The organism is Proteus sp. G3927, assembly GCF_963894685.1.
Lineage (GTDB): Bacteria > Pseudomonadota > Gammaproteobacteria > Enterobacterales > Enterobacteriaceae > Proteus > Proteus mirabilis.
In genome coordinates, this window is record NZ_CAWQGX010000017.1 from 42,871 (window position 1) to 48,957 (window position 6,087).

General features: G+C 42.0%; 7 protein-coding genes. 6 read left to right on the forward strand and 1 reads right to left on the reverse strand.

Features of this window, described 5'->3' with window-relative positions; translation table 11 throughout:
- Window positions 1-48: 48 nt before the first annotated feature.
- The 6 genes from aroB to trpS all read left to right on the forward strand — a co-directional run bounded on the left by aroB (window position 49) and on the right by trpS (window position 5,595).
- Window positions 49-1,143, forward strand: a complete 1,095-nt coding sequence (gene aroB, locus AACV00_RS05700) for a 3-dehydroquinate synthase (protein ID WP_036895829.1) — start codon at window positions 49-51, stop codon at window positions 1,141-1,143.
- Window positions 1,144-1,297: 154 nt separating this feature from the next.
- The gene (locus AACV00_RS05705; protein WP_004246636.1) at window positions 1,298-2,242 is read left to right on the forward strand and encodes an SPOR domain-containing protein; all 945 of its coding nucleotides are present in this window, start codon (window positions 1,298-1,300) and stop codon (window positions 2,240-2,242) included.
- Window positions 2,243-2,323: 81 nt separating this feature from the next.
- Entirely contained in the window at window positions 2,324-3,139 is an 816-nt protein-coding gene (gene dam, locus AACV00_RS05710; protein ID WP_004249858.1) for an adenine-specific DNA-methyltransferase, read from the forward strand.
- 44 nt (window positions 3,140-3,183) lie between these two features.
- Window positions 3,184-3,858 carry a ribulose-phosphate 3-epimerase gene (gene rpe / locus AACV00_RS05715; protein ID WP_004246629.1) on the forward strand — a complete coding sequence of 225 codons (675 nt, stop codon included), beginning with the start codon at window positions 3,184-3,186 and terminating at the stop codon, window positions 3,856-3,858.
- A complete protein-coding gene (locus AACV00_RS05720; protein WP_004249859.1) occupies window positions 3,855-4,565 on the forward strand; it encodes a phosphoglycolate phosphatase in 711 nt (236 codons plus the stop codon). The genes rpe and AACV00_RS05720 overlap by 4 nt, the downstream gene beginning before the upstream one ends.
- A 1-nt stretch (window position 4,566) precedes the next feature.
- Complete coding sequence (trpS, locus tag AACV00_RS05725; protein WP_004246627.1) at window positions 4,567-5,595, forward strand: tryptophan--tRNA ligase; 1,029 nt, start codon at window positions 4,567-4,569, stop codon at window positions 5,593-5,595.
- Between the two features lie 60 nt (window positions 5,596-5,655).
- On the opposite strand, the gene AACV00_RS05730 is transcribed toward trpS, so the two are convergent.
- The coding region (locus AACV00_RS05730; protein ID WP_202608908.1) for an RNA-guided endonuclease InsQ/TnpB family protein at window positions 5,656-6,087 on the reverse strand (432 nt) is incomplete at its 5' end.

The following is a 6,087-nucleotide window of genomic DNA, read 5'->3' on the forward strand; positions in this document are numbered from 1 at the left end:
TTCTTTAGATGAGATGAAAGTAAAGACTACTTGAAGAAGGCCGTTGCTATGGAAAAAATCACTGTGACTTTAGGTGAAAGAAGCTATCCCATTACCATTGCTTCTGGCCTTTTTCACCAGCCTGAAACCTTTTTACCTTTAAAAAAAGGGCAACAAGTGATGATTGTCACAAATGTGACACTTGCGCCGCTCTATCTAGACAAGGTAACAAACACCTTAGAACAACAAGGTGTTTTGGTTGATAGCGTGATTTTACCTGATGGGGAACAGTATAAATCCCTAACGGTAATGAATGATGTCTTTACTGCATTATTAGAAAAAAATCACAATCGAGATACAACACTGCTCGCACTAGGGGGTGGTGTTATTGGTGACTTAACAGGCTTTGCGGCTGCAAGTTATCAACGTGGTGTACGTTTTATTCAAGTTCCTACTACGTTATTATCACAGGTCGATTCTTCTGTCGGTGGAAAAACAGCAGTTAACCATCCACTGGGTAAGAATATGATTGGTGCTTTCTATCAGCCGGCATCTGTTGTTATCGATCTCGATTGTCTTGCAACGCTTCCTCCTCGTGAGTTGTCATCAGGCTTAGCGGAGGTGATTAAATATGGCATTATTTTAGATAAAGACTTCTTTATCTGGCTTGAAAACAATATTGATAAACTGATAGCGCTTGAACCTAAAGCCATGGCTTACTGTATTCGCCGTTGCTGTGAACTTAAGGCACAAGTAGTCGCAGCAGACGAAAAAGAGACGAGTGGTCTACGAGCTTTACTTAATTTAGGTCATACTTATGGTCACGCAATTGAAGCACATATGGGATATGGTGTGTGGCTACATGGTGAAGCTGTCGCTGCGGGTATGGTTATGGCGGCTAAAACCGCACAAGATTTGGGTCAATTTACTCAAGCAGAAACTCAGCGAGTGATCCAATTACTTAAAAAAGCAAATCTTCCCGTCAATGGCCCTGATGAGATGCAACCTGAAGACTATTTACCTCATATGATGCGAGATAAAAAAGTTTCCGCGGGTAAATTGCACCTTGTATTACCAAAAGGTGTCGGTCAATCAGAACTACGTGCGGATATCTCTCGCGAACAAGTGTATAAAGCGATAACATCATGCATTAATGCAAATTAAGCATACCATCACCTAACGAGAGATAAACTGGAAAGTCTATTTAAGGAAAATTCTGGTTAATAATCTCAAATGTGACGTTTCAGAAAAAGCGTTTCATCCTTATACTAGAGGTAATGGCTAACTTTCGCTTTTTGACGCTCTGACGGAGGGCATAATGGACGAGTTCAAACCTGAAAATGAAATTAAGAGTGGCGATAACTCACTCAAACCTGATACTTCGGATAGACCCGAACGTCGCACTAATCGACCTCGTAATAACCCATTAAAAAATGCTCGTTTCTCTGTATCCCGTCAACAGATGATGATAGGTGTTGGGGTACTGGTTCTCATTCTTTTAATTATTGCGATAAGCTCTGCGCTGAAATCACCAGACAGTGATAAAGAAACAACGGCCTCAACAACAGGAACAGAAAAGAATATTGAACTGTCTCAGCCTTCGGTAACATCAACAGACAATCAAACATCCACACCTCAGGAGCTGACGGGCCAACAAATACAGCAGCCTACAACGCAGCCATCTCAAAATCTCCCCCCAATGATTGACTCTCAAGGTCAACGTGTTGAGATCCCAGGAGATATTGTTGATTCACTCAATCAACAACAAGCAGGTGTTAACCAAGCTGTTAATCAACAACAGCAAAATACACAAAACCAACCGACAACGCCACAAACTCCGGTGACCAAACCACAACCGGCACCAACACAAAAACCAGAGGTCAAACCTACACCAACCAAGCCGGTAACACCTCCTGCAACCACACAGACTAAGCCTGTGGCAAAACCAACCACAAAACCCGTTGCATCAGGAGCCTTATCAGCAAATAACCTAGCAGCCATTCCTGCAACAAATTATACTTTGCAGCTAAGTGGTGCGAGTCGCCAAGATACGTTAGAGGCTTTCGCTAAAAAAAATCTTAATGGAAACTACGCTATTTATAAAACCCAGCGTAATGGTAATCCTTGGTATGTACTCATCTATGGTAACTATCGTAATATAAGCGAAGCAAAACAGGCCGTGGCTTCATTACCGGCGGCTGTGCAAGCTAAAAAACCTTGGGTTAGACCTATGAAACATGTTCATCAGGATCTAAAAAAATAAGTTAACGATGTTCACCGCTGATATGCTGTCTGAAACAGAGTACAATCGGCGACTCTGAAACGATTGAGAAATTTGGACGGCATGAAAAAAAAACGCGCATTCCTAAAATGGGCTGGTGGTAAATACCCTTTGGTAGATGACATTAAGCGTCATCTACCTCAAGGTAACTGTTTAATTGAACCTTTTATGGGTGCTGGCTCTGTATTTTTAAATACAGAATATGATTCATATATTCTTGCCGATATAAATAGCGATCTCATCCATCTCTATAATACGGTAAAACTATATCCTGAAAAATTTATGAAGGATGCTCAACTATTATTCACCCCTCAGATGAATAATGCAGAAGAGTTTTATCAACTACGACAAGACTTTAATCAATCAACAGATCCATACCAACGCAGTGTGCTTTTTCTCTACTTAAACCGTCATTGCTACAATGGATTATGCCGTTACAACTCCAAAGGTGAATATAATGTTCCTTTTGGTCGCTACAAAAAACCTTATTTTCCAGAAGACGAATTGATTTGGTTTTCAGAAAAAGCGCAAAAAGCCTTATTTGTCTGCCAAAGCTATTCATCAACCATGACAAATGCCACCAAAGGTTCTGTTGTATACTGTGATCCACCTTATGCACCGTTATCACCGACGGCAAATTTTACCTCATACCATACAAATAGCTTTAGTTTCCAAGAACAACAGCATCTAGCTCAACTTGCCTCAATGTTGGCTTACGAGAGACAGATACCCGTGTTAATATCAAATCATGAAACTGCGTTAACAAAAGAGTGGTATGTAGACGCGAAAGAGCTACATAGTGTGAAAGTCAGAAGAACAATTAGTAGCAACACACTAGGTCGTAGCAAAGTGAACGAATTACTAGCCTTATATAAATAATCGTTAACACTTCCCGACAATGGGAGTGTTGTCAGGAGAACGCGATGAAAGATTTTCTGATTGCCCCTTCTATTTTATCTGCAGATTTCGCCCGCCTTGGTGAAGATACGGAGAAAGTGCTCGCTGCAGGTGCTGATGTGGTTCATTTTGATGTAATGGATAATCACTATGTCCCTAACTTAACGTTCGGTGCACCAATTTGTAAAGCGCTACGCAACTACGGGATCACAGCACCTATTGATGTCCACTTAATGGTAAAACCGGTTGATCGTATTATTCCTGATTTTGCACAAGCAGGAGCAACCTATATTTCATTTCATGCCGAAGCCAGTGAGCATGTTGATCGCACTATTCAATTAATCAAAGATTGTGGCTGTAAAGCAGGTTTAGTCCTTAATCCTGCCACGCCTCTCAACTATCTCGATTATGTAATGGATAAATTAGATCTTATTCTTCTGATGTCAGTAAACCCTGGCTTCGGTGGTCAATCATTTATACCAAAGACACTCGATAAATTACGTCAAGTTCGCAAGATGATTGATGATGGTGGCTATGACATTCGTTTAGAAATTGATGGCGGTGTCAAAGTTGATAATATTGCCGAAATTGCTCAAGCAGGTGCGGATATGTTTGTTGCTGGCTCTGCTATTTTCAATCAGCCAGATTATAAACAGGTTATCGACAATATGCGCCGAGAATTAGATAAGGTATCGAAATGACAGAAAAAAAACTCAAAGGTATTCGTGCTATCGCTTTTGATCTTGATGGTACACTAACTGACAGCGCTGTTGGGCTAACAGAAGCCACAAACTATGCACTAAAAGCAAAAGGCTTCCCAACAGTGGATAAACACCATGTCACCATTTGGGTTGGTAATGGTGTTGATATGCTATTAAAGCGCGCCCTGCACCATTGTGGTGTTAAAGATGTCACCGATACTTTATTAAAAGAGGTACGTGATCTCTTTGATGAGTGCTATGCAAACTCTGTCAAAACAGGAAGCAATCTATTTCCACACGTTAAAGAGACACTAGAAAAACTTGCTTCGTATTCTCTCTCCTTAGGCATAGTGACGAATAAACCCACTCCTTTTATCCAACCACTGTTAAAGCAATTAGGTATAGACAACGACTTCTCATTGGTGCTTGGTGGTGATGATGTAAAACAAAAAAAACCCCATCCAGCGCCATTATATTTAACAATGGGCACGTTTGGTGTTAAAAAAGAAGAGCTTCTTTTTGTCGGAGATTCCCGTAACGATATTATCGCCGCACAAGCAGCACAGTGCCCTTGTGTGGGGTTAACTTATGGTTATAACTACGGTGAACCCATTGCAGATAGCAAACCCGATTTTATACTCGACGATTTTGCTGATTTGCTCTCTATCCTTGATATTACGTCAATGACAACAGTGGAACAGAACTAACATGACGACTTCAGTAGAAAAAAAGGCTCAAAAGCCTATTGTATTCAGTGGTGCACAACCTTCTGGTGAGTTAACTATCGGGAACTATATGGGAGCACTACGTCAGTGGGTACAAATGCAAGATGACTACGATTGCATTTACTGTATCGTTGACCAACATGCCATCACTGTACGCCAAGATCCTACCGAACTGCGAAAAAGAACCTTAGATACACTGGCTCTTTATCTCGCTTGTGGCATTGATCCTGAAAAGAGCACAATCTTTGTACAATCTCATGTTCCACAACATGCACAATTAGGCTGGGCGCTAAACTGCTACACCTACTTTGGTGAATTAAGCCGTATGACCCAATTTAAAGATAAATCAGCTCGTCATGCTGAAAATATCAATGCAGGATTATTTGATTATCCCGTCTTAATGGCAGCCGATATCCTCCTTTATCAAACCAACCAAGTACCGGTTGGCATTGACCAAAAACAACATCTTGAATTAAGCCGTGATATTGCCCAACGCTTTAATGCCATCTATGGGGACATTTTCACCGTACCCGATCCTTTTATTCCAAAAGGTGGCGCACGCGTGATGGCATTACAAGATCCCGCTAAGAAAATGTCTAAATCTGATGATAACCGCAATAATGTTATCGCTTTACTTGAAGATCCCAAAGCGGCGGCGAAAAAAATAAAACGTGCTGTTACAGACTCAGAAGAGCCACCTCGCGTTGCGTATGATCTAGAAAACAAAGCCGGTGTCTCTAACTTATTAGATATTTTAGCGGGTGTAACAGGTAAAACTATCCCTGAACTCGAAGCTGAATTTGAAGGCAAAATGTACGGTCATCTAAAAGGCGCGGTTGCTGAGGCTGTATCAGATATGCTGACAAATATTCAAGAACGCTTTAACACCTTCCGTAATGATGAAGCACTATTAAATAAAATCATGAAAGAAGGTGCCGATAAGGCAAAAGCGCGCGCTCAAACAACCTTAGATAAGGTTTATGAGGCTATTGGGTTTATTGCTCACCCATAATCGTTATTACAGGCCAGTTGACATCCTCCACGCCCTAAAGGACGTGGAGCCCTACTGCGTTCAGACTGATGTCTGAATCACCTCGGCGGGTTCCTGCTTCGACGGGCGGTCTGACTGCACCCTCCCTCCACAGGCAAGCACGGCATGTCCTGCCGCTAAAATGTTACGTGCCCCGTTGATATCAGCATTCGCTGTATATCCACATTCAAGGCACTCGAATTGACTTTGTGACTGGCGGTTTTCCTTTGCTGTATGACCACAGCAAGCGCACTTCTGACTGGTGTAGGCCGGTGGTATTGCCACTACCTGACCACCTCGCCAGAGCTGCTTGTACTCAAGCTGACGGCGCATTTCATACCAGCCCTGCTCCAGTATTGAGCGGTTTAAACCAGATTTAGCTTTTACGTTCCGTCCAGGCCGTTCTGTCGCACCTTTTGCCGATTTAGACATGTTACTGACCTTTAAGTCCTCAATGACAATCATTGCGTGGTT